This window comes from Lysinibacillus sp. RC79, from assembly GCF_041262405.1.
Lineage (GTDB): Bacteria > Bacillota > Bacilli > Bacillales_A > Planococcaceae > Lysinibacillus.
In genome coordinates this window covers 1-21,589 of the sequence record NZ_JBGCCD010000020.1, presented here as the reverse complement: position 1 = coordinate 21,589, position 21,589 = coordinate 1, and the positions used below count along the sequence as shown (strand labels likewise).

The 21,589-nt window shown below is 35.4% G+C and carries 22 protein-coding genes, 1 pseudogene and 1 riboswitch; of the genes and pseudogenes, 11 read left to right on the top strand and 12 right to left on the bottom strand.

The annotated features are described in order from the left end of the window. The first annotated feature begins 29 nt into the window (after positions 1–29). From sigX to ABH968_RS17680, 4 genes are all read left to right on the top strand, one after another. Positions 30–563 (top strand): RNA polymerase sigma factor SigX, encoded by a 534-nt coding sequence (gene sigX, locus ABH968_RS17695; RefSeq protein ID WP_370046042.1) that lies wholly within the window; start codon positions 30–32, stop codon positions 561–563. After that, entirely contained in the window at positions 560–1,864 is a 1,305-nt protein-coding gene (locus ABH968_RS17690; RefSeq protein ID WP_370046040.1) for an RNA polymerase subunit sigma, read from the top strand. Before sigX ends, ABH968_RS17690 begins: the two co-directional genes overlap by 4 nt. Positions 1,865–2,180: 316 nt before the next feature. Further along, positions 2,181–2,378: riboswitch (FMN riboswitch) on the top strand. 220 nt (positions 2,379–2,598) lie between these two features. Next, positions 2,599–3,186, top strand: coding sequence for an ECF transporter S component (locus tag ABH968_RS17685; RefSeq protein ID WP_370046038.1), 588 nt, complete (start codon positions 2,599–2,601; stop codon positions 3,184–3,186). A gap of 153 nt (positions 3,187–3,339) precedes the next feature. After that, positions 3,340–4,686, top strand: a complete 1,347-nt coding sequence (locus ABH968_RS17680) for a sodium-dependent transporter (protein ID WP_370046037.1) — start codon at positions 3,340–3,342, stop codon at positions 4,684–4,686. A gap of 70 nt (positions 4,687–4,756) precedes the next feature. Here ABH968_RS17680 and ABH968_RS17675 read toward each other — a convergent pair whose 3' ends face one another. From ABH968_RS17675 to ABH968_RS17660, 4 genes are all read right to left on the bottom strand, one after another. Then, entirely contained in the window at positions 4,757–5,143 is a 387-nt protein-coding gene (locus ABH968_RS17675; RefSeq protein WP_370046035.1) for an STAS domain-containing protein, read from the bottom strand. Between the two features lie 193 nt (positions 5,144–5,336). Beyond that, the gene (locus ABH968_RS17670; RefSeq protein WP_370046034.1) at positions 5,337–7,031 is read right to left on the bottom strand and encodes a methyl-accepting chemotaxis protein; all 1,695 of its coding nucleotides are present in this window, start codon (positions 7,029–7,031) and stop codon (positions 5,337–5,339) included. Positions 7,032–7,058: 27 nt separating this feature from the next. Beyond that, the gene (locus tag ABH968_RS17665) at positions 7,059–7,481 is read right to left on the bottom strand and encodes an ATP-binding protein (protein WP_370046032.1); all 423 of its coding nucleotides are present in this window, start codon (positions 7,479–7,481) and stop codon (positions 7,059–7,061) included. A 3-nt stretch (positions 7,482–7,484) separates the two neighbouring features. Then, positions 7,485–8,615 (bottom strand): SpoIIE family protein phosphatase, encoded by a 1,131-nt coding sequence (locus tag ABH968_RS17660; protein ID WP_370046031.1) that lies wholly within the window; start codon positions 8,613–8,615, stop codon positions 7,485–7,487. 458 nt (positions 8,616–9,073) lie between these two features. Here ABH968_RS17660 and glnA point away from each other — a divergent pair, with 458 nt between their 5' ends. Continuing rightward, entirely contained in the window at positions 9,074–10,408 is a 1,335-nt protein-coding gene (glnA, locus tag ABH968_RS17655) for a type I glutamate--ammonia ligase (RefSeq protein WP_370046029.1), read from the top strand. 112 nt (positions 10,409–10,520) lie between these two features. Here glnA and ABH968_RS17650 read toward each other — a convergent pair whose 3' ends face one another. From ABH968_RS17650 to ABH968_RS17640, 3 genes and pseudogenes are all read right to left on the bottom strand, one after another. Beyond that, entirely contained in the window at positions 10,521–11,624 is a 1,104-nt protein-coding gene (locus tag ABH968_RS17650) for a hypothetical protein (protein ID WP_370046027.1), read from the bottom strand. 127 nt (positions 11,625–11,751) lie between these two features. After that, on the bottom strand, positions 11,752–12,231 hold the full coding sequence (locus ABH968_RS17645) for a hypothetical protein (protein WP_370046026.1): 480 nt from the start codon (positions 12,229–12,231) through the stop codon (positions 11,752–11,754). 28 nt (positions 12,232–12,259) lie between these two features. Continuing rightward, positions 12,260–12,420 (bottom strand): annotated as a pseudogene (locus ABH968_RS17640) (IS1595 family transposase); the annotation flags it as partial. Positions 12,421–12,638: 218 nt separating this feature from the next. On the opposite strand from ABH968_RS17640, the gene ABH968_RS17635 reads away from it, so the two are divergent. Beyond that, positions 12,639–12,815 (top strand): sporulation protein Cse60, encoded by a 177-nt coding sequence (locus ABH968_RS17635; protein WP_156304561.1) that lies wholly within the window; start codon positions 12,639–12,641, stop codon positions 12,813–12,815. Between the two features lie 22 nt (positions 12,816–12,837). Continuing rightward, complete coding sequence (locus ABH968_RS17630; protein ID WP_370046024.1) at positions 12,838–13,047, top strand: hypothetical protein; 210 nt, start codon at positions 12,838–12,840, stop codon at positions 13,045–13,047. Between the two features lie 121 nt (positions 13,048–13,168). Here ABH968_RS17630 and ABH968_RS17625 read toward each other — a convergent pair whose 3' ends face one another. Further along, positions 13,169–13,561 carry an NUDIX hydrolase gene (locus tag ABH968_RS17625; protein WP_370046022.1) on the bottom strand — a complete coding sequence of 131 codons (393 nt, stop codon included), beginning with the start codon at positions 13,559–13,561 and terminating at the stop codon, positions 13,169–13,171. 399 nt (positions 13,562–13,960) lie between these two features. On the opposite strand from ABH968_RS17625, the gene ABH968_RS17620 reads away from it, so the two are divergent. Both ABH968_RS17620 and ABH968_RS17615 read left to right on the top strand, forming a co-directional pair. Then, on the top strand, positions 13,961–14,824 hold the full coding sequence (locus ABH968_RS17620) for an AraC family transcriptional regulator (RefSeq protein WP_370046020.1): 864 nt from the start codon (positions 13,961–13,963) through the stop codon (positions 14,822–14,824). A gap of 183 nt (positions 14,825–15,007) precedes the next feature. Next, complete coding sequence (locus ABH968_RS17615; protein WP_370046018.1) at positions 15,008–15,631, top strand: HAD family hydrolase; 624 nt, start codon at positions 15,008–15,010, stop codon at positions 15,629–15,631. Positions 15,632–15,861: 230 nt separating this feature from the next. Here the strand turns inward: ABH968_RS17615 and ABH968_RS17610 are convergent, their stop codons facing one another. Next, entirely contained in the window at positions 15,862–16,389 is a 528-nt protein-coding gene (locus ABH968_RS17610; RefSeq protein WP_370046016.1) for a GNAT family N-acetyltransferase, read from the bottom strand. A gap of 181 nt (positions 16,390–16,570) precedes the next feature. Between ABH968_RS17610 and ABH968_RS17605 the strand changes: the two genes are divergently transcribed. Next, positions 16,571–17,341 carry a GNAT family N-acetyltransferase gene (locus ABH968_RS17605; protein WP_370046014.1) on the top strand — a complete coding sequence of 257 codons (771 nt, stop codon included), beginning with the start codon at positions 16,571–16,573 and terminating at the stop codon, positions 17,339–17,341. 324 nt (positions 17,342–17,665) lie between these two features. Here ABH968_RS17605 and ABH968_RS17600 read toward each other — a convergent pair whose 3' ends face one another. The 3 genes from ABH968_RS17600 to ABH968_RS17590 form a co-directional block, all read right to left on the bottom strand. Further along, positions 17,666–18,925, bottom strand: coding sequence for a DUF4179 domain-containing protein (locus ABH968_RS17600; RefSeq protein ID WP_370046012.1), 1,260 nt, complete (start codon positions 18,923–18,925; stop codon positions 17,666–17,668). Continuing rightward, positions 18,922–19,422, bottom strand: a complete 501-nt coding sequence (locus ABH968_RS17595; RefSeq protein ID WP_370046010.1) for a sigma-70 family RNA polymerase sigma factor — start codon at positions 19,420–19,422, stop codon at positions 18,922–18,924. Before ABH968_RS17595 ends, ABH968_RS17600 begins: the two co-directional genes overlap by 4 nt. Before the next feature lie 498 nt (positions 19,423–19,920). Continuing rightward, positions 19,921–20,184, bottom strand: a complete 264-nt coding sequence (locus ABH968_RS17590; RefSeq protein ID WP_370046008.1) for a Parvovirus coat protein VP1-like protein — start codon at positions 20,182–20,184, stop codon at positions 19,921–19,923. Between the two features lie 220 nt (positions 20,185–20,404). Between ABH968_RS17590 and ABH968_RS17585 the strand changes: the two genes are divergently transcribed. Then, complete coding sequence (locus ABH968_RS17585) at positions 20,405–21,451, top strand: DUF418 domain-containing protein (RefSeq protein ID WP_370046006.1); 1,047 nt, start codon at positions 20,405–20,407, stop codon at positions 21,449–21,451. The last annotated feature ends 138 nt before the right edge of the window (positions 21,452–21,589 follow it).

Here is a 21,589-nt window from a genome sequence, read left to right as displayed (position 1 = left end):
AAATATAAATAGAACGGGGGTGGAGTGCTTTGAATGACTCCGTGTTCCATCGTTTATACGATGCATATCATCAAGACGTGTTCCAGTTTCTTATTTATTTAGTAAAAAACCGTACACTTGCTGAGGATTTAGCGCATGAGGTTTATGTTCGCGTATTGCGCTCATATGATCAGTTCGCAGGAAATAGCAGTGAAAAGACATGGCTTTTTGCTATTGCTAAAAATGTCGCTATTGATCATTTTAGAAAGCAGGCTGTACGCCAAAAACATTCACTTGATTTTTTTGACTGGGAAACGGAACAGCTACATTCAACCACACCATCACCGGAAGACGTGTTGCAGGCCAGTGATGAATTTATGCAGGTGCAAGCAGCACTTGAACACTGTACAGGTGACCAAAAAATGGTCATTATTATGCGTTACTTTCAAGATTTATCGATTGCAGAAACAGCGCAAATACTAGATTGGACAGAAGCGAAGGTAAAAACCACTCAGCATCGTGCCATTAAATTTTTAAGGCAACAGCTACAACAGGTTAGAGAACAGGAGGCGAAACGGCAATGACACATAATCAATTTGATGATGACCAACTTGAACATGTATTGAATAATGCCCCTAAGCTTTCTGACCGCCGTTCGAAAGAAGAAATATTAAATCGATTATTGGCAGATGCTCGCTTGCAGGATAATGTCCATCTTCAAGAAGCTATACAACAACCAATAGATGATGAAATAACATCGCAAGAGCAACAACACAGTATGCATAAGCAACAAGAAAGTACCGAGACAGCAACAACAAAGAAGAAAGCTCGTAAATGGCCAATCTTTATGAGTGTTGCAGCAGTTTTCGCTTTAACAGTACTTACAGGCTCCATGTTCATGAATCATAATGATGCAAAAATAGACCAGGCTAATGCTCCTGAACCTTCTCAATATTCAACATTGCAGGATAATCGCGCAGCAAAAAGCTCTGTCAACCATGATAAAATTATGGAGTCCAACATAGTAGCAGACCGTGCACAGATCATGTCACTACGATCATCTGTTTATGAGGAAGATTTAACAGATGCAGTAGTGTTCCGTATTGGTTTGGCAAATCGTGATAAGAAAAGTGTACCGATGACGTATATCATTCCAAATGAACGAGTTGCTACTGATTTTGGGAAGAAAAAGCCCACAACACTACAAATGTATGAAAAGTATGCGCCACAAATTGATGAGAAAGCAAATGGTTTTACTAACTATCATCCATATAAAGGGGAAATAAAGGAGAAGGGTGATAAACTAGTCCATGTATTGCCGAAGAAAAATGACTTTGATGTCGCTTCAGCAGATACAGACGAATATTTAGGGACAATACAGGATACATTCTCAGATTCCGAGTATAAAGATATTGAGTTTGAAAATCCTGATGGTACAGTCCGCGAGCTTGCCAAGGAAGAAGATTCAAGTAAACCCATGGCATTAACAAGCTCAAATCATTTTAATTATTATTTATATAAAGATGAAAATGGGGCTGAATATTTATCACCTGATTCTCGTAAAACTTTTTCCACAGTAACAGAAGCGCTTACTGTTATGCGAAATAATAATGATGATGCATACTTTCCTGTCGTACCGGAAAATATAACATACACTGTGAAAGAGGTAGCAGAAGGCGTTATTGTTACATTTGATGAACCGCTTGATTTAACGACAATAGACGCGGTTCGTGCAACTCAATTGATAGAAGCTATGATGCTCACTGCTGCAAGCTTTGATAAACAAATACGTCTAGACAATGTTGTACAGGAGATCTGGGAAGGATTGGATTTGAAAAATTTCTTGCCAAAGCCTGTAGGAGCCAATAAACGATATATGCCATAAAAAGCATTACAACAAATAGACGAACTTAACTTAAATAATTTTTTTTGGAGCATTCTCGCCGTTGTATGTGCGTGAATGCTCTTGGCATTTTATAACACCAATAGCAAAGAAGTTAAGGGAACGATAAATTGCCTGATTGGTGAACACTAATAAGCAATTGGGATGCGGAAAACCTCTACTGATTACAGTTTCACTTTATAAGGATATTAACCGAGTATCTGTAAAACATACAAGTTTAATCGGAATTTTTTAAGCAAAGCTATTTACTTTTCTCTAATAATTCATTATAGTAAGGCTATGAAACAAAAAAATAATGATTCATCTTCGGGGCAGGGTGAAAATCCCGACCGGCGGTAATAGAGTTGTAAATCGCTAATATTTCCTTTAAGTCATATTAGCTCGAATGATTTACTAAAGGCTCTTCAGCCCGCGACCTGTGCAAATAATTTTTTGCATGGCTGACTTGGTGCGATTCCAAGGCCGACAGTTAAAGTCTGGATGGGAGAAGATGGAGGTACGATCGTCATTCATTGTTATGAATTTAGCTATGTACGAGCGTTTTTTCGATGTGGCTTCACACAGCGTATGCTCAAAAATAGTTAATTAATGGCGTTTTTTAATCATGCCTATTCTCCCTTATGTTCTTTTGCATAAGGGTTTTTTCATGATAATAATTGATTAGGTCGTAACCTTTCTTCTTGCGAGATTGAATCAGCAAAGAGGAGAGAGTTTTTATGAAGAAAAATGTTAAACTTCAATCGTTTATAACGATTGGTATGCTGAGCAGTATTTCGTTTTTATTAATGCTTTTTAATTTCCCTATTCCGCCATTTCCAGCGTTTTTGGAAGTGGACTTCAGTGATATGCCAGCATTACTAGCGGCGATCACTATGGGACCTGTAGCCGGTATTTTAGTAGAATTCTTTAAAAATGTGTTGGACTGGGTTTTCTCAGGCACGCCAACGGGAGTACCGGTAGGACATATCGCGAACTTTGCAACAGGTATTTTATTTATTCTACCAGTTAGCTTTGTTTTTAATCGCGTCAAAACAGTTCAAGGTCTTATCGGAGGTTTAGCTGTTGGAACAATCATAATGGCAGTTGGAATGAGCATTCTTAACTATGCAGTATTTTTACCTATGTACACTTACTTTTTAGGTATGGAGCCTGTTGTAGGTGATTCACTATATAAAATGATCGTAGCTGGTATATTGCCATTTAACATTGTGAAAGGTATTTTAATTACTATCATCATGGCATTGCTATTCACAACAATGCGTAAATGGATTGATCATCAGCGTTCCATATATTTAACAAAATAATTGGAATGAAACCTCGAGCTGTTAAACGCTCGAGGTTTTTTTATGTGAGTTGGATAATATTGCGCAAAAGTAACATATAGAATTAATCTAGTCGGGTTTAGTATTTTAATGTAGAATAAGGAAGAGCTTAGAATGTTAGAGGAGTTTGAAGAGATGAGTGAAAAAAAGAGTCAGTGGTCTAGTAAACTAGGCTTTATTTTAGCATCGGCAGGAGCTGCAATCGGACTAGGGGCAATTTGGAAGCTTCCATATGTTACTGGACAAAGTGGTGGGGGAGCGTTTTTCCTTATTTTTGTTCTATTTACATTGTTGATTGGTTTACCGATGTTATTATCAGAATATGTTTTAGGTCGTGGTACACAGTCTGAGGCTGTGACTGCCTATAAAAAAATTGCACCTACGAAAACAGGCTGGGCTTGGGTTGGTCGTATGGGTGTACTTGGTTGTTTTTTATTGTTAAGTTTTTATAGTGTTGTGGGAGGTTGGATTTTTATCTATAGTGGCCTTGGTGTGACTGGGGCTGTTATAGATCCTGCCAATGATCCTAGTGAACTATTTGGAAAGATTATAGGAACACCATGGATTACATTACTAGGTTTAGGATTGTTTACGCTAGTAAATGTGCTAGTCATTTCACTTGGTGTGCAAAATGGTATAGAAAAGGCTAATAAGTGGATGATGCCTTTATTATTTATTATGTTTATTGTGCTTGTTGTGCGGGCTTTAACATTAGATGGAGCAATGGAAGGGGTTAAATTCTTCTTGTGGCCGGACTTTTCCAATATAACTGGAAAGGCTATATTAGAAGCGTTGGGGCAGTCCTTCTTTGGCTTAGCGGTAGGATTTTCTTGTCTTGTGACGTACAGCTCATATTTAAAGAAGGATGTGAGCTTACCGAATTCTGCAGGCTCCGTAGTTCTTCTCACTGTGCTTGTATCGTTCTTAGCAGGATTGGCAATTTTCCCAGTTGTATTTGCTTTTAATTTAGAACCATCGTCTGGACCAGGCTTACTATTTATGGTTCTGCCAACAGCATTTAGCCAAATGCCCTTTGGTGAAATATTCTTAGCGATGTTTTTAATATTATTTTTATTTGCAACGTTAACCTCTTCCTTCAGTTTATATGAAATTATCGTAGCGGCATTTATGGAGAAAGGGCGTATGTCTCGTCCTGCATTGACAATGCTACTAGGTGTAGTAGTCTTTGTTGCGGCGATTCCTGCAGCTCTTTCATCGAGTACATTGGCGGACGTATCAATCTTTGGAAAAACAATTTTTGATGCAACTGACTTTTTAGTATCTAATTTAATGCTTCCGTTAGGTAACTTGTTGATTGCTATCTTTATTGCGTATGTGGTTGATAAAGAATTTGTGAAGAAGGAATTATTAATAGGAAGTCAAATGGGGCAGGGGTTCTATTCAACATATCATCTATTGATGTTAATAGTAGTCCCTCTTGTAATTATCGTTGTGTTCGTAAATATGCTTTTACAATATTAAAAAGAGAAGGTTGCGTTCCGTTTAATTGGAATGCAACCTATTTTTTTATAATGATGGGGGCAACAATAGGTTAATATTCGCTAAGTGATAGCTCACCTAGCCAGCCTTCTTTAATGATCTGTCTCGCTTTCTCTTCGCTTTTCGTAATAGGGAATACTTTATCGACTTGCGAAATAGCAAACAAGTTGCGAATGAAATCATCGACGACAATAATGGCGATTTTCTTTTCTTTTACAGATACTTTCTTTGCGAAATTGACGATCATGCCAAAGCCGGTACTATCAATGTTTGTAACCTTGTGCGTATCGATAATGTATCCATGCTTTGTTTCCAAGCTTAATGATTGAAGCTCTTTTTTTATCTCTTCAATCATCCCGTATTCTAAATCGCCAGTAAACGCAATCAAAATATAATCAGCCTTTGTGTCGATATCCATCGCGATTTTTTTCTGATTCATACTATTGTGCCTCCATTTTCTTTTTCATGTTAGGGAATTCTGATTCTTTAGAGAAAATCAAACAAAAGACATTTGTAACTGCCGTTTCACTTACGTTACATAAAACATCTGTACTTGTTGCTACGCTTTCGGTACAAAAGACATCTGTAGCTGACGCTTCGCTTTCGCTACAGAAAATAATTGCTGAAAGAAATTAAAACTTGAATTTATTGACTTCATTTTGTAATTTATCAGCAATTGATGCTAACTCATCTGAACTTTGAGTAATTTCTGCAACGGTTGCATATTGTTCTTCCGATGTTGCGGCAATTTCCTCTGTTGCTGCTGCGGAGTCTTCGATAATACGGGAAATATCTTGAATGGCTTGTTGAACACCTAATGAGTTATTGTTTACATGCGTAAATGCAGCCTTCATTTGCTCAACGCCTTTTTCTGTTTCTTCAACCTTTTCAACAATTTCCTTTAAAGCCGTTCCTCCTTTATTGATAATTGTTACTTGCTCCTCTACAGCTAGTAAATTACTTTCCATTGTGCGAACTGTCACAGAAGTTTCAGCCTGGATATCATTAATGAGATTTGTAATTTGTCCTGATGCTAAGCTTGATTGTTCGGCTAGCTGGCGTACCTCTGATGCAACAACGGCAAACCCTTTTCCTTGCTCACCAGCCCGTGCTGCTTCGATGGCTGCATTGAGGGCCAGTAGATTTGTTTGCTCTGCAATACCAGTAATAACGGTAATAATGCCACCAATTTCTTCAGAGCGTTTACCGAGTTTTTGGATAGAATCTGTCGCATAAGACACTGTTTGCGTGACGTCGCTTAAATGTTTAATAGCCTCATTAATAGCCTCTTCACCTTTACGTGCAATTTTGGTCGAATCTATAGCGCTATTTAACGTGTTCTCGGCCTTTTGTAAACTGCTCGATACTTCTTCAAGTGTTTTTTGCATCATTGACACTATTTGTTCAGCCTGATCAGATTGAGTCGTAGTGCCAACTGCAATTTCATTCATCGTAAGTGCAATTTGGCTAGAAGCCTCACTTGTTTGGTGTGATGATTCTGCTAATGAGTGTGATGAGTTAGCTATTTGGTTAGCACTACCAGCTACGATTGTCATCGTCTCTGTTAAGCGATTTTTCATATCACTAAAGGCATTTGCTAAAACAGCAATCTCATCTTTACTTTTAGGGTTTAATAACTTAACATTTAAATTTAAATCAGCTAACTCTTTAGCATTTGTACTTAAAATATTAATAGGTCTGATGATTTGTCGCTGTAAAAACCAACTAATCCCAGCGATTATTAATATGGCAATTCCTAAGGAAATCGCTACATTTTCCAGTGCAGACTTTGTAGCAATGCTTATATAAGGAGCGGTAGGTACAGCTGTTGCCCATACGCCAATAACATCTCCTTGGCTATTTAAAATGGGGTCATAGGCTCCTTGGTGCATACTACCTAAGACATTTGCTGATCCGATAAAACGTTTTTTTTCTCCTAACACAACTTTCGCAACTTCATCAGAAACTTTTGTATTTAATGCGCGTTCTCCATTCTCGACTATATTTGTACTAATACGAGTATCGTTTTGGAAGATTGAGACGACATTTCCGTTTGTTAGCTCTCCCACTTTATCAGCTACCTCAAAATTGTCTACCATTTTGACGTCACCTTTATACAATTGATTGTTTTTAATGGACCATTCTCCAGGGAATTTAGCATCTAAATATTCATAGCCCAATTGAATATCTGATAAGAGCTTTGTATTTGCGCTTTCTAAAAGATTTTTTTTGGCAACATAAAAATTTATTCCTGCTAAAAGTGTAGTGAGTAGCAAAATACACCCGAATATTAACAGGCTCATTTTTTTTCGGATTGACAGCTTCATGAAAACTCCTCCAATTTTACGTTTACTTTATACATGAATCTTTTTTGAAATACCAACTAAAAATTTCGTTTCAGAAATATTTTCAAACCAAATATGATCGACCATATTTTTAACAAAAAATAAACCTCGCCCACGATCTGAATAATCCAGTTCGTTTAAATCAAATTGTAGAGCCTTATCCCAATCCTTTTCAGCGATTCCTTTCGCTTCATCAGTAACTGTTATTTTAATTTCTTCATTAGAATGAGATACGTGTACTTGAATAGCCTTTTCGGAATATGGATCATTCTTCTTCACAGCTTCCACGGCATTTATAACTAATTCATGTACGACAAATCGTAATTCTCTTTTAAAAGGTAAATTATATACATTTGTATAATTCTCTATAACTTGATCTACATAAGCTATAGCTTGTGTATCAGGATTTACATTGAGTATGAATTCCATCATCAATCACCGACCCTGTAATGTAATTGTTATTGAAACTACTGTTATATCATCGTTGTAAAAATTATCGGATAAATCGTACTTTTGGGAAAATTTTTGCAAGGCATAGCCATTACCATGTGAAGCATAGGAATGGAAAAAGTCCATATCAACAACATGTTGCTCATTTATTGTCAATAATCCATCCGTATAAAGTATTATGCGATGCCATCCGGATAAAGGTATCGTTTTTTTATTGATAGGAATGGTTGGGAATAGCCCTAAAATAGGTGTATTTGCTGGGAGGAACACCGTCTCTCCGTATTTTCCAAATAAGAAACCAGATGGATGAGCCGCATTAACATAGTGTGCAGTTCCGTTTTTCGTATCAATGAGTATGTAGATAGCCGTCATTAAAAAACGGTCCATATCTTCATCAGAAAATAGCTCGTAAATTTGGCGGTTAAGTTCTCGAATTACGAAAACTGGATCGATTAATTTCGTAATCATTCCTTTTAACAAAGATCTAATGGACATTGTGACGAGTGATGCGGCAATGCCATGTCCCATTGCGTCGTAAAGAAGAATGGCAGTTAAATGTTCATTAATCTTAAACCAGCAGTACATGTCACCTCCTAATGTGTTGGATGTAACATAAAGCCCATCGATCTGAATATGCTCAAGATTCAATGGAGGAGATAGTGCGTTTTTTTGGAATTTCTTCGCGATAATTAAATCTTTTTGAATAATACTTTCTTGTTGCTTTCGTAGCTTGGTTTCCTTTTGATATTTAAGGGCCACCTGAATCCGAGTTTTAAACTGAGTAAAATCAAATGGTTTTAAAATAAAGTCGAAAATCCCGGCTTCAAAAACCCTATCAATTGTAATGCTTTTTTCATAAGTAGTAGAAAGGAGAATAGGGGCATCAATCCAGTTTTTTAGTTCGTCAATTTGTTGACAAATGTTCTCGCAATTTTTAAGCGTCATTTTTGCATCGAGAATAATTAATTCCAGCTCTTCTTTCAAAGAATCTGATAAATAATTCATTGCTGCGTCAGTTGTTGTAAAGCAATGAATATTTTTGATGTCGATACGATGAAAATATTTTTGCAGACGCAACACATCATTGCTTACGCTGCCAATAACTAATACTGACATGCTTCTTACATTCACCGCCTTATGTATCTTTAACAGAAGATAAAGCCTCGGACGAAATTACGCCAAGGCAAAATTGATATAATAATTTCCGACTATTATATATACGCCATATTTACTTATCTGATGAATAATATAAAAATTCTAATTTGCTATAAATTTACCAATAAATATGACATTATACAAGACTAATGTGATATAAAATATGGAAAAAAAGTTCTTGCTTCAAGTAATAAAGTCAAAAATTTTTTAACTAAACTACCGTATGATGAGTCTAAAGACCGTAAATGATAAGCAGAAAGGGAGGGGGACTCTATCCATCTGAAAAAAAGATAAGTATATTCGAAAAAATGCATGTAATAAAACCTTACATAGATATTGTGTTTTTCATCCTTTTAATGTATTTTAAAAACAGATACAAAAGGATTGTGTTAATTAAAATGACATTGGAGTGGTGAAAAATGAAACGTTATGCAAAAGAAGATATTAAACGTCGTGTTAAGGAAGAAAATGTGAAATTTATTCGCCTACAATTTACTGATATATTAGGAACAATAAAAAACGTTGAAGTACCAGTTAGCCAATTAGAAAAAGCATTGGATAATAAAATTATGTTTGATGGTTCATCAATTGAAGGTTTTGTACGTATTGAAGAATCAGATATGTATTTGCGTCCTGACCGTGATACATTCGTCATTTTTCCTTGGACTGCTGAAAAAGGTAAAGTGGCTCGTTTGATCTGTGATATTGATAGACCAGATGGTACACCATTTGAAGGTGATCCACGCTCCAATCTGAAGAGGGTTTTAAAGGAGATGGAGGAGTTAGGGTTTAGCTCATTTAATTTAGGACCAGAGCCAGAATTTTTCTTATTTAAGCTAGATGAAAAAGGGCATCCAACACTCGAGTTAAATGATAGCGGTGGGTACTTCGACTTAGCCCCAACTGACTTAGGGGAGAACTGTCGACGTGATATCGTATTAGAGTTAGAAGAAATGGGCTTTGAAATTGAGGCATCACATCATGAGGTTGCACCTGGTCAACATGAAATCGACTTTAAATATGCAAGTGCGATCGAAGCATGTGATAATATTCAAACGTTTAAGCTTGTTGTAAAAACGATAGCTGCACAGCATGGACTACATGCAACCTTTATGCCAAAGCCACTATTTGGTGTTAACGGTTCTGGTATGCATTTCAACTTATCGTTATTTGAAGGGGATAACAATGCGTTTTATGATGAGAGCGCAGAATTGCAATTAAGCCAAACAGCACGTAGCTTTATGGCAGGAATATTAAAACATGTACACGGTTTTACAGCTGTCACGAACCCACTTGTTAATTCCTATAAACGATTAGTGCCTGGCTATGAGGCACCTTGCTATGTGGCATGGTCTGCACAAAACCGTTCACCACTTATTCGAATTCCAGCTTCAAGAGGACTATCAACACGTATCGAGCTTCGTTCTGTCGATCCAGCAGCAAATCCTTATTTAGCGATGGCCGTTATTTTAGCATCTGGGCTCGATGGCATTCGCAAAGATCTCACACCACCGGATGCAGTAGATCGCAATATTTATAAAATGTCACGAGCTGAACGTGAATTGAACAGTATTGACAGCCTCCCATCGTCATTGGAATACGCACTCCTTGAACTAGAAATGGATCATATCGTTCGTGAAGCGCTTGGAGACCATATCTTTGAAAAATTCACGGCTGCTAAAGAAATAGAATGGAATAAATACCGCACGCGTGTCCATAACTGGGAGCGGGAAGAATATTTGAAAATGTATTAAAAGGAGAGTGTTGGGGCATTAGTGCTCCGACACTTTTTTGATCTAAAATATGATGAATTGAGTGTCAAAGAAGAAGGCTATCCCAATTTTTCATTAATTGGGATAGCCATTTTTAGTTAGGGAGTTCACTTTGGATAATTAATTTGTATTTTTTATTTGGGAGTTCTTGGTCATAGATATAAATATCATTTTCAGCTGAAAATCTAAAGAAATAATGTAATTCTAACAAACCATCCTCAACTAATAGATGATCCTTTATCTTAAATTTTTTATAGTATCCATTATCATTGAAATATAAAAATACTTGATTATTAAAATCAGTGTTAAGTTCACTTACCGAATCAATATCCGAAACAACTTCTTGCGTATGATTGGTCGAAGCGTCATAAAAAATTAGCTTACCATCACCAGTTGAAGGTTCAGAAGGGTCGTCAAATGTTAGGTAAACCCATTGTTGATCATTTAGTAGCCGTGCCCAACCAATAAATTCAAATGAACTCTTAAATTCTTTTATTTCTTTACTTTTCACATCATACAAATAGAGGTATCCAAAATGATCTTTTTCATCAGTAAATAATATTTTTCCATCCTTTGCAGACAAAAACATATTCCTGAATGTAACGCTATTTAAATTAAATATACTTATTGTTTCGTCTGTTTTGAGATTCTTAAGCATAACTTCCGCTTTTTCACTTTTTTTGTCCATTTTTATCCAAGCTGCGTAGTCCCCAATTAATACAGGAAAATCATTAAAAACATTTTCTTCATTTTCTTTCGTCAAGGGGTGAATTTCTTGCTTCTTTAAATTCATAAAATATGGATTTAGCTGCCACCCACTTTCATCGGCATCTACCCACAATAACCAATTATCATTTAATTCTACCCCTTGAACTGATGGCATTTTGAATTTGGTGTTAAATATAGTTTTGTATTTTTGAGTCTTGCGATTATATTGAACAATTTTATTATCAAGAGAAGGACTCTCTTGATCTACGCTCATATAAATATAGTCAGCATTCCCCCTATATGAGGTAATATTAGTAAAAGGTACGTCTACTGTTTTATTAAAATCCTTATCGATTATTTGATAATAATTTGAACTTTGGGGTTTGATCAAAGATCTATTTGACTGTACACCATTATATACGGCTTTAAAAACAATGAATAGGAATATAGCTGCACATGATAGTATTATTGTTCTCTCTATAATTTTCAATTGAATCTCTCCATTTGAACTACGATATTTTTATAGGCTGTGTTAATGTTTAATGTTGTTTTTCAAATGAATTTTAGGGAAAGGGTTCCCCGATCATATTTCAACTTAATGTAGTTCATAAATGCCACTATATGGATAAATATTTTGAATAATCTTCGAACTGAGATAAATAATTCTTTAAATTGTTACCCACTTCTTTCAAATCACCATATATATTTTGGTCTGCTAAATAAAAAGCATCCGATAAGTAATTCATTTCAACCTCTATCCACTCATTACTTTCTTCTAACTGTAAATGGTCACTTAATCGAAATAACATTGAAAAAACGTCTGATACGTTGTTGGTTGAAAGAAAATATTCGTTCAGCAGTCCGAGTAATATCTTAGAAGGAAGGTCTTCATTATTTAAACCTCCTTTGAACAATTTTAATTTCGAACAGACATCAATGGGTTTATCCTGTGAAGACAATGATATTTCAATTACTTCATATGGTGGATTATCAAGGCATTCAATAACATTATCAGCCCATTTAATCACATCCTGAACAGTATAAAGACCTATTAAAATCCCTAATCTATATACTTCTGCTGTTACTTTTACATCCATACTAAAACTTCTTCTTTAGCAGAACCAGCTAAACATTAAATTTAGACAGACGAAGACTTTCAAAAGTATCTGTCATTTCGAACACAAAAGTTGTAAATTGTGTTTTGTACGTTCATTACTACGACTATCGACAAATAAGAACCAAGTAAGATAATTATCAAGATACTTAGTTGCAACACCTTTAAAACGAACTCGAGGGTTTCATATTAATGTTGAACCTAAGAAGTTGCTCAGCTTCGCTCCAATCATCTTATGTTTAAAAAGGAATTTGAAGCATATATTACCGAATATTCCGTATAATATTCTCGTGGTCTATCTACTCCTATTGCGTTCCCAGCTACTACCGAAAATATTTTGTGACAAATACTTCCTATTAATCTATGATTAGAAGAAAAGGGGGAAAATGTATGACGCAAGCAACTCAAGTAGTTACAATCCAAAATAATGATATTGTACAATTTGAACATGATATTAATAACGCTCTATTGGATTTAAGCGAGTATTTAATAGTTGATATTAAATACAATACGTTATATATAGGGGAACATACAGTTATACATTCAGCTTTAATTATTTATAAATGATTGATCCAGAGGGGGAAATAACTTGTCGAAAATATATTGGGTATCAATTGCTAAAAGAACAGATGAATCTGAAGTGGAGCAGAATGTCATTGAAAAAATATTTGCGAAGAAATCTGAGCTAAAGGATTTTCTAGAACAAGAAGGCTATTGTAAGGCAGCGAAAAATCAATATATTAAAATCGATAATGCATTGATATATGAAGCGGCCGTTGAAAAAGTAAAAATGAAATAATCATAATCTAAGAGTTTACCCGCGGAAGAAAGATAAATATCCGCGATCGAGGTAATGCCAAGCACTAAGTCTAAGCTTCTCATTATTTATTTTCATAGGTATCTTCCTGCAACCATCAATCCTAAGTCAATAATGATAAAAGAAATTGTCTATCTTCAGGAAAGGTTAATGTTAAATCGAGTAATTCATCTTTTGATTTCCACGCAATTTCATAGATCAATTCATCAGGATCATGTATCATCATTTGTCCACCCTTAATGATTGTTTCGAAATAACGAACTTCTACTACATCATTATTTTTATGTAACACTTCTCTGACAATGTCTACTACAAATCCTGTTTCTTCATACACTTCGCGGATACAACAAGCCTCAAAATTCTCAGTAGCTTCTTTTCCGCCCGATGGTACTGCCCATGTTTTTACTTCCTCTTTAGCACCTTGCAAAACCATTAATAATTGATTATCTTCATTTAAGCAAATTCCTGCAGCCCCTTGCCATTTAACCAATATCAAAACCTCCAATCTAATTTTCCATTTATGCTAATTTTAACTTATAATATCTAAAAATGGGTATGACGTTTGTTAATTCTATGTATATAGGTTGATTGGAGTGGAGACTTGGCGACTCCTTGGGGATCAGCAATAGAGGAACGAAGGCTAAACCATCACATCCTGTGATAACGCCTTCGTGACCAACATCGTGTTGGCCCGAGACCCAGGAGCGAGCAGCGCGAGTGAAGCGGCTCATCGGACGCCCCCAGGAAAGCGCCAAGTCGGAACGGAAATCAACCCCACGCTATGGTAATGTGCCGATAAAAATAAAGCTTTCATTTTAACCTGTCCGAAGTTAGCATAAAAAGACAGGAATAACTAATTTTGATGTTTTAAACTATAAACAAGGAGTGAGAGCACTTGAGTTGGATTGAGTCGATTCAAAAAGCAATAAATTATATCGAAGAGCATTTATTAGATGACATCACAATGGAGCAAATTGCACGAGAGGTAAATTCTTCGGTCTTTCATTTTCAACGGACTTTCTCGATTTTAACGGATATGTCTATTGCAGATTATATAAGACGTAGAAGGTTAACATTAGCTGCACAGGAGTTAATAAATACAGAGCAAAAAGTAATCGATCTCGCCTACAAATATGGCTACGACTCTCCTGAAGCTTTCACAAAGGCATTTCGTAAGCAGCATAACCTAACGCCTAGTGAAGCAAGAAAGAAGCAAGGACAGCTACAATCATACAATCGCCTGGTTATCCAGGTAAGCCTGAAGGGAGCAGAACCAATGAAGTATAAAATCGTAGAAAAAGAAAAGTTTCAAGTGGTAGGGGTAAAAAGAACATATAATTGTCAAAATGGTGAGAACTTGCAAGGCATTCCTCAATTTTGGGATGAGATGAATTCGAAAAACTTCGATCATCAACTTATCCAATTAAATAACGGAAGCATCAAAGGGGTGCTAGGTGTTTGTGTACCAAATACAAACCAAGGGCAAAATGGTTTCATTGATTACTGGATTGCTACGGATCATGTAGGGGATGGGGAAGAAAATCTATTTGCGACAGAAATACCTGCATCGAAGTGGGTTGTGTTTGAAGTGCATGGTCCTATGCCAGAAGCTATGCAAAATACTTGGAAACAAATTTATTCAGAGTGGTTCCCATCCAATCCATATAAAGCAGCAGGAACAGCTGAACTAGAGGTTTACCCTGATGAAGATGCATATAGCCCTGATTCATACTCTGAAATTTGGATTCCGATTCAATAAAGATAAAATGGATTTGGTAAACGATTAGTTTACCAAATCCATTTTTTTGTAGTGATGATGCTTTATATAGTGTGGTCCAACGTAGTGAACACCGTATCTCATAACTAAAATCCTCCTCCTTAAGAGAAATTTTCGCGTTTCTAAATATCCTTATTTTGTATAATGTAATGAAGGAGGTTGCATATGGACATAGATAGCATTATTTTCGATTTGGATGGGACACTTTGGGATTCGAGAAAAACAGTAGCACAATCATGGACGCAGGTAGTTCAGGCGTCTCCTTTCGGTAAAGGAAAGATAACCGAAGAAGATTTATCTAAATCGATGGGGTTACAAATTAAAGAAATAGCCGCTGTATTATTTGATTATCTTGATGAAGAAAAGCAGATGGAGCTTATTTTAGCATGCTGCCAGCAAGAGCAAGATGATTTATTACGTAATGGCGGTATCTTATATCCGCAGTTAGAAGAAACTTTACTAGCTCTTTCAAAAAAATTCCGCTTGTTCATTGTGAGCAATTGTCAGAAGGGCTACATTGAAGCATTTTATGCATTTCATAAACTAGACAAATATTTTCTCGACTTTGAAAATCCGGGGCGTACAGGCTTGTCAAAGGGAGAAAATATACAATTAATTAAGGAAAGAAATCATATAAAAAACGCTGTATATGTGGGAGATACAGAGGGGGATATGCTTTCTGCAAAGTTTGCAGGAATTCCATTTGTTTTTGCTTCATATGGTTTTGGTAAGCCGGAGGAGTATGACTATATCATCGAAAAGCCATTAGATTTATTGAATATATTTTAAACTTGAGAGGGAGTATAGAGTCTGTCTTTTCTAACGGTCTCTATACTCTTTATATTTTATTAAAAAGAATAGGGGACTTTAACATCCTATCTTATTTGTACATACGTACTCAGAAGAAGATCCATTTAGTCCTGATTTTTATTCTGAAATTTGGATTCCGATTAAGTAACAGAAATGAAGGTAGCCAAGAATGTTCATAGGTAACATTCTTGGCTATTATAATTTTTACATCAATTTATTTTTAAAGAATAAATATTAATGTCATAAAAAGATTCTTTTGATTCTTCATATTCTTGAAATGTTCCTTCAAAAGTAAAATTCAATTTCTCTACTACTTTTATAGAATTACTATTACCAGGCTCAATTTTTGCTTCAATTTTATTTATGTTTAAAGTGGTGAAAGCATAATCAATCAAAGCCGAAATACTTTCTGGCGCATAGCCTTTCCCCCAATAAGCTTTAGCAAGATCATAGCCAATTTCTGCTGAGGCGTTAACTAAGTCAAATGAATTGAATCCACAAGAGCCGATTATCTCATTTGATTCCTTCTCAATAATGGTAAAGCGAATAGCTTTGCGCTCCTCAGTTAATTCATCAAAAAGCTCAATCATTTCCTTTGCTTGTTCTTCATGAGTAAAATTGGTGATATTCATAAATTTTGTAACTTCGGGGTCTGACCAAATATTAAATAAACTATGTGCATCAGCCATCATCATTTTTCTTAAATATAATCTTTTTGTGTAAATTTGTTCTATCAATACTTTTACCTCCAAGTTTTTAATTAAGTTTGGATGAAAAATATTGCTATCTGCGCATAATTCAGTCCCTTCAAATTTTATATACCTATTATACAATAATTCAATATTAAACAATAGTTCTAGTAATTTCTATAAATGCTATAATGCATGAAGATATATCAAAAGAATAGAGGGAATGATAATGATCAAGGTAACGGCCGAGAATTATTCGATTATAAAAGACACTATAGAAAGGGCGCCAACATTTGTCTATAGCATACTAGATCAGGTAATAGAAGGCACTGTCTATGCCGACAATGAAAGCTTCCATTCACTACTATTTCAAACCAAATCGGGAATATACTATGTTTATGGCGATTCTTCTAGCGAGCAAATCGTAAGTAATCTTGGATCTTTACTCCAAAAATCAATTGAACAAAGTAAACGTTTTACATTGTTTTCTTACTCAGATGATTGGAACACAAAAATTGAACAACGATTAGATGGTCATGTGAAAAAACTAGAAAGATACACTTTTACCTTTGTTATAAATGCTTATAACGATAGAGAAAGACGAGAACTGCTTGACTACGAATTCATTAAAATCAAGCAACATCAAATTGAGCATTGTTTAGAATTTAACAATCAATATTATGAGGAATACTGGGATTCTACTAATAATTTCCTAGAAAATGGCTTTGGTTTTTGTCTGCAGCATGGAGACAAGGTTATTAGCGAAGTTGTCTCTATTTTTAAATCACATCAATTCGCAGAGATTGATATAGTAACTAATCCGAATTATAGAGGAAAAGGATTAGCAAGCTTCATTGCAGAGGGATTCATTGATTATTGCCTTTTAAATGATATACAGCCTTGTTGGGATTGCGATATTCAAAATCACGCATCCTATCATTTAGGTACTAAGCTCGGCTTTGCTAATCCGCAAAAATATGCAGTTTATATAAAATCTTGACTCATTAAGAAAGCTCACGGTGTTACTATGTAATTAAAGACAAGTGAATGTATTATAAAACAGCAATATCAAGAGGTTGTCTTTAATGACACACATTATATTAAATTATAGTCGAGAATCATAAACGAAAATTGTATCAAAGTATCTTTCTCCGTTTGAAATTGCATTTCCAATCGCGATAGCTTCAGCACAAACTGTAATCAAGATAACCTAGTAGCATGTTATTCGGTAGGCTTTACCTGGAGTCAATACAGAAATATTACCACAGGTATGGAAAAAATAATAAGATGTTCAAAAAGAAGAGCCTTTTTGAACATCTTTACTTTATTTCAATGGAATATTCAGTTCAATATTTTTTCCAATAGGATTGAAGTAATAGTTTAAATATATTTTTGCTTTGCCATCATAATTTTCAAAGTTCTCCGTCGCATATAGGTACTGCTCATCATCTGAGTACGAGCCACCTGTATATTCTAACGGCGTGCCATCTGCTTTTACAGCACTATTTAGAAACGAATGTCGACTTCTATCATCCCATTTCTTTGCAGCAACTGATACACCTTGTTGCGTTACAGAAATATCCCAATCCAAATAATCGGGCTTCATGAGTACTTCTTTTGTGCCAAAATCAACTTCGATAAAATCCTCGCCCTTTGGAACGGCATGAACAGCTCCAATTAATATTTTGAGTGAATCTGAATCATGGAAATAGTTACTTTGTAAATTTAGTGTGAATTTGCCGTCGCGAATATTTCTACCTATAAACAAGCCATTTTTAACGCCTTCTTCTCTTCGCTCCCCATTTTCCATCTCGACCGCAATATTTTCAAGCGATAAAATTTGCATCGTATTCGCTTCATCTAATTCAAAATCGATAGCCATTCTTAATGGAGAACGACGAATTTTTGTAATCGTAAATTTTTGACCATCGACATTTACAGTACGATTCGCAGTAAAAGTTTTCTCCTTAGCGATTTCATTTTGTAGTGAAAACGGAATCGAAATTTCAATGTTCCCCTTATCTTTTTCATAAAAATGAAAAACCGCTTTAAAATCCTTTGATGTATAAGCGAAAGGCTCAGAAAAACTATAATCTACTGAAGAAGAGATGCGTGTTTGACTTGATTGATTGCTTGTAAATGAACCCCCTTTAATTTCTTCGTCCCCTTGGAACAATTGAACTCCCTCCAAGTGTAATTCCGAAATATCAAATGAGGCATCGGCGTCATAGTAAAGTACTAATCCTGAATTATCTGCAATCACGCCTTGCAATGTAAGCGATAGGCCATTTTTAGACTGCGTTACATTGATTTCTTCATAGTAGTCATTGTCCACAATATCTTTTATCCCTTTATCTCTTACAACCGCAGATACAATTGCTTGAAAGCCTGGTATTTTTGCAACATGGCTAGCAATCGTAGGAGAAACACGAATTGAAAATAAAAGGCTTAAGCAAAACAAAAAGGCTATTGCAACCGAAACAATGCGCTTCTTTGCTCTTTTTTCTCGTTGAACTTTACGAAACATATCCATCCGAACTTGTTGAAGTTTCTCCTTTGGAACGTCAATCGGTAGTTTACTCATAGCCAGTCCTCCTTTTCTCCAGCAAAGTTTCTAAGCTTCTTTAGTATGTGATGAAGCTTAGACTTTACAGTACCCTCCGGAATTTGATTTAGCTCGGCAATTTCTTTGTTTTTTAGTTGCTGAAAATATTTCATATAGACGAGTTGCTGCTCCGACAAGGATAAATGTTCCAATAACCGCTCCATATCAGAGTAGATGACCCATTCAACTTGGTGATGTTCCTGAATTGAAACGGTTGGTTGACGTTTTCGTAAATGGTCTTTACAACAATTGATTAAGACACGCACGAGCCATGTTCTGGCATATTCGTGCTGTTTAACGGTATGCATTTTTTTCAGTGCCTTGTAAACTAGGTCCTGCATCACGTCTAAAGCGTCTTGCTCATTTTTTAGATATGTAAAAGCCATGCCATATAAAATATCTTCATCCATTTCAATAAGTGAAAGTATCGCTTGATGATCCCCACGAATAGCACGCTGCACGATTTCAAATTCCATCCTTTTCGCCTCCTTCCCCCATTAGACGGAGCGATGCTTCATTTCGTTCAAAAATTTTAAAATTATTCAGGAAACCTTCTATGGATTTGCCTTTAATCTTTGCGTCAAAGATGTTCCTTTGAAGACATAAGTTTTTAATTCCTTCTTCAATTAACCTGCTCCGTTAATTGAAGAGCAACAATCTTTTAGAAAACAACTTATATCTTTTATTACTTTGAGGTTTAAGAAATAGACTTTAATGTACATTTAATAATTGATATAAGCTCCTTTTGAATTACCGCAACATTAGATTGATTAACGAATAAATTAGTTGTTGTAGTAAATAGGATCATTTCTGGTAAAAAAGAGGATAGATAGAGCGAATTTATTTAAGCTCTTCTATCCTTTTAATATATACATATAATGTGTGACATTAAATAAGAATTCACTATTTAAAACAGTTTCAGCTTATAACTTGACTGTTAATAAAAAAATAACATCGTGAGCTTTCTTTATTATTTAAAAGAACCCATTGCGCATTTCAAAGATATTGTAAAACAATCTAGCATCTCTAGCCATTTTACTCTTAGCGTTCATTTGTGGTCGTAAGCAGTTTTGGAACATTTCATCGCAATATCTTGATCTACCATATCGAGCATAACATTCGTCGTGTAATTTGCAGCATGAATCTACAGCATTGATAGGTCTACCTGGTCCTGAACATCCTGGTCCACAGTATTTATAACCAGGGTAGCAAAAACCAAATCTGCGGTGTCTGTACATTATCTATTCTCCTTTTTAAAAGAAATAATTGATACTATAAAATATGAAATATTTGCTTGTAGAAGGGGATTAAAAACTAATGTAAGTGAAAAAAGCATTAACTGATGAAACAATTCTATAAATGTAAGGTTACTGTAAGCTTTTCAAAAAACTACTGTAAGGATGGAAGGCTATGATAGTCATAGCGCAGTAAAGTATGAAAGATAAGGAGTTTTTAAGAATGAATCCATCCGTTACTCAAAAAGAAAGAATCGTTTCCTTAGATATTATTCGTGGGCTAGCGTTATTTGGCATTTTGTTTATAAATGTAGCGGCCTACCAGATGATAGTAGAGGGAGGACCGATGCCTGACTATAGTGGAATTAATGGTATTATTGATACGCTTATTGATATTTTTATTGAGAAGAAATTCTTTTCGATTTTTTCATTCCTCTTTGGTGTAGGTTTTTATATTTTTGCTTCACGTGCAGAAGCGCGTGGCGATAAGCCCAGATGGCGCTTTGCTAGACGTTTACTAGCTTTATTATTAATCGGCATTGTCCATATTTTTATTTTCTGGGGCTCAATCCTTGCTTACTATGCAGTAATAGGTTTTTTCCTCATACCTTTCTATAATGCAAAGATTTCAACAATTAGTAAATGGCTATTTGCTATTATTACTGTTCATGTCCTTTGCATTCTCGGACAACTATTTATGCCAAATCAAGAAGTCTTTTCAACGGTTTTTGGTATATTAGGAAATGATGCAATTACTATTTTTATCATGTTTTTAACTGGTTTTTTAGCAGCAAAGGCTGATTGGATTAGTCATATTAGTGAATACTCAAAACAAATAAAGTGGATACAATTTGTGACATTCCCATTCTTTGTAGGCATCTCTCTTTGGATTTGGTTTGCAGCTCAAGGGGAAGATCAAAATCTACAATTAATTATTGGTTTAGGGGTAATTCCGACAACGTATTTTTATTTAACTTGTTTATTTGTTATGTTGGAGAATAAGAGCATCGCGAAGCTTCTTCAACCAATTGGACGGGTTGGTCAAATGGCATTTACAAACTATTTGGCTCAAAGCTTTATTGGTCTAGCTATTATTTCTTTAATGGGGCTTAAAGTTGTTTCGCCTTCTGATGTAGTGATCATTGCAACCCTCACTTTTGTCATTCAAATTATTATTAGTGTTATCTGGTTCAAATTCTTTAAAATGGGGCCATTTGAAAAGGTATGGCGCTTTATGACATATGGAAGAAAAGCAATGCCAAATAAGTAAACAATTTTGTGCGAAACTCTCTGGTGGCCAATCTGCCAGGGGGTTTTTAGGTGTGCCGGGCATGTCCGTCAACTAGGTGATGAAAGTTCACTGTGGACGTTGGGATATGCGAACCACTAGCCAAGTGCAAGGGTGTCC

Bases quoted from the DNA above. Each gene is read 5' to 3' on its own strand.
- ABH968_RS17690 (WP_370046040.1), top strand. From the start codon at position 560: ATGACACATAATCAATTTGATGATGACCAACTTGAACATGTATTGAAT.
- ABH968_RS17685 (WP_370046038.1), top strand. From the start codon at position 2,599: ATGAAGAAAAATGTTAAACTTCAATCGTTTATAACGATTGGTATGCTG.
- ABH968_RS17680 (WP_370046037.1), top strand. From the start codon at position 3,340: ATGAGTGAAAAAAAGAGTCAGTGGTCTAGTAAACTAGGCTTTATTTTA.
- ABH968_RS17675 (WP_370046035.1), bottom strand. From the start codon at position 5,143: ATGAATCAGAAAAAAATCGCGATGGATATCGACACAAAGGCTGATTAT.
- ABH968_RS17670 (WP_370046034.1), bottom strand. From the start codon at position 7,031: ATGAAGCTGTCAATCCGAAAAAAAATGAGCCTGTTAATATTCGGGTGT.
- ABH968_RS17665 (WP_370046032.1), bottom strand. From the start codon at position 7,481: ATGATGGAATTCATACTCAATGTAAATCCTGATACACAAGCTATAGCT.
- ABH968_RS17660 (WP_370046031.1), bottom strand. From the start codon at position 8,615: ATGTCAGTATTAGTTATTGGCAGCGTAAGCAATGATGTGTTGCGTCTG.
- glnA (WP_370046029.1), top strand. From the start codon at position 9,074: ATGAAACGTTATGCAAAAGAAGATATTAAACGTCGTGTTAAGGAAGAA.
- ABH968_RS17645 (WP_370046026.1), bottom strand. From the start codon at position 12,231: ATGGATGTAAAAGTAACAGCAGAAGTATATAGATTAGGGATTTTAATA.
- ABH968_RS17635 (WP_156304561.1), top strand. From the start codon at position 12,639: ATGACGCAAGCAACTCAAGTAGTTACAATCCAAAATAATGATATTGTA.
- ABH968_RS17615 (WP_370046018.1), top strand. From the start codon at position 15,008: ATGGACATAGATAGCATTATTTTCGATTTGGATGGGACACTTTGGGAT.
- ABH968_RS17605 (WP_370046014.1), top strand. From the start codon at position 16,571: ATGATCAAGGTAACGGCCGAGAATTATTCGATTATAAAAGACACTATA.
- ABH968_RS17600 (WP_370046012.1), bottom strand. From the start codon at position 18,925: ATGAGTAAACTACCGATTGACGTTCCAAAGGAGAAACTTCAACAAGTT.
- ABH968_RS17595 (WP_370046010.1), bottom strand. From the start codon at position 19,422: ATGGAATTTGAAATCGTGCAGCGTGCTATTCGTGGGGATCATCAAGCG.
- ABH968_RS17590 (WP_370046008.1), bottom strand. From the start codon at position 20,184: ATGTACAGACACCGCAGATTTGGTTTTTGCTACCCTGGTTATAAATAC.
- ABH968_RS17585 (WP_370046006.1), top strand. From the start codon at position 20,405: ATGAATCCATCCGTTACTCAAAAAGAAAGAATCGTTTCCTTAGATATT.